The organism is Cellvibrio sp., from assembly GCF_053579595.1.
Genome location: NZ_JBRFPI010000583.1, coordinates 1 through 1,513, shown reverse-complemented (window position 1 = coordinate 1,513; position 1,513 = coordinate 1). Strand labels below are relative to the sequence as shown.

Annotated in this window: 2 protein-coding genes and 1 pseudogene; all 3 read left to right on the top strand. The window is 45.1% G+C overall.

The window, feature by feature from the left end; genetic code table 11:
- On the top strand, positions 1 to 531 hold a 531-nt coding region (locus ACWA6V_RS21365; RefSeq protein WP_449524368.1), incomplete at its 5' end, for an AAA family ATPase.
- Positions 528 to 1,223 (top strand): ABC-2 transporter permease, encoded by a 696-nt coding sequence (locus ACWA6V_RS21360; RefSeq protein ID WP_449524367.1) that lies wholly within the window; start codon positions 528 to 530, stop codon positions 1,221 to 1,223. The genes ACWA6V_RS21365 and ACWA6V_RS21360, both read left to right, overlap by 4 nt.
- A gap of 64 nt (positions 1,224 to 1,287) precedes the next feature.
- Positions 1,288 to 1,513, top strand: a pseudogene (locus ACWA6V_RS21355) (hypothetical protein); the annotation flags it as partial.

Below are 1,513 nucleotides of genomic sequence, written 5' to 3'. Positions count from 1 at the left end.
CGGTTCGATATGAATGCCGAGCAAAAAACCAAAGGTTATTCGCACGGCCAGCGGGTTAAAGCCAGTTTGATTTTGTTATTGGCAAGGCGCCCGCGCTTGGTGATTTTGGATGAACCCACCACCGGGCTTGACCCTGTTTCGCGCTATGAGGTTCTGGCTGAATTGGCGGAAATCCTGCGCGATGAAAATCGTAGCGTTTTATTTTCCTCGCACAGCACTCAGGATGTAGAACAACTTTCCGATTCGATTACGTTTTTACATAAGGGCAAAACCCTAGCCTGTCAGGATAAGGAAACTTATATCGAAGGTTGGCGCAGGGTGTTGTGTTCGGGCACGCTCAACCAGCCGTTGGATTTGCCTGGTGTGGCGGAGTTTAAAAGTAATGGCTCACTGCATGAAATTAAAATCAGGGGCTTTGAAGATGCAATGCTGGCCAGAATTCATGCACAAGGGTTACAGATATCCCAAGTTGAGCGCATGACCCTGGAGCAAATTTTTATCGCGAGTGTAAGGGAGGTGGCTAAACAATGAATTCGATAGCGAATCGTGCGGTACTCAATATGCCGGTTATCAAACAACTGGTGTATAAGGATTGGTATTTAAATCGAAAATTATTGGCGGTCTATGTAGGCGGCGGAATTTTTTCGTTGAGCATTATTAGTTTGGGCGAATGGCAATTTTTTATGGGCGCCATTCTGTTTATTACCATGCTGGTGGCCATGGGTAACCATCAGTTGTCTGTCACTATGATTAATGAGCGCAAAGAGCAAACCTTGGCATTTGTAATGAGCTTGCCAGTGTCGCCAGCCGATTATGCCATGGCGAAATTTTTATCAAATATGGTGCTCTTTTTTGTTCCTTGGTTACTTTTAACGTTGGTCACTATCGCAGTGATTTTATTAACGCCCTTGCCAGACGGATTGGTCGCTTTTACCTTGCTCATTTGTGTGCTCATCGCAGTGAATCATTGCATTTGCTGGAGTGTGACTATGGCGACTGAAACAGAGGCGAGTTTTTTAATGGTAATGATTGGTCTCAACTGCTTGCTAAATCCTATGTTATACCTACTTGCCCGATCCCCGAACATTGGTGGCCATAATTTAAATGGTGAGGTTATCTGGACCACTACCGCAACCTTGGTATTGTTGTGTGAAATCCTCGCCATTGTGTTGCTGTTGGTTGGCACATTGTATTTCCGCTCGCGTAAGAAAGTTTTCTATTAGTTCTAGAATTTTAGCCTGAATTCAAGTCAGGCAATTCCCCATCAACCTGCATGAGGTGGTCATTATGAATTCCACAGAGCACTCGCACGCCAATAAAATGGTGCGCCCCTATGAAGTGGAACGTTTGCATTATCTGGATAATTTGCGCGCGCTAGCTATGATCGGCGGCGTTTTTTTTCATGCAATGCTGGCTTATAGTCCTGCATTACATAATCTTTGGTTGACGGCAGACCGCGAGCAATCTGTTGTTATCGATATGGTCGCGTGGTTCTCACATCTGTTTAGAATGC

Bases quoted from the DNA above. Each gene is read 5' to 3' on its own strand.
- ACWA6V_RS21360 (WP_449524367.1), top strand. From the start codon at position 528: ATGAATTCGATAGCGAATCGTGCGGTACTCAATATGCCGGTTATCAAA.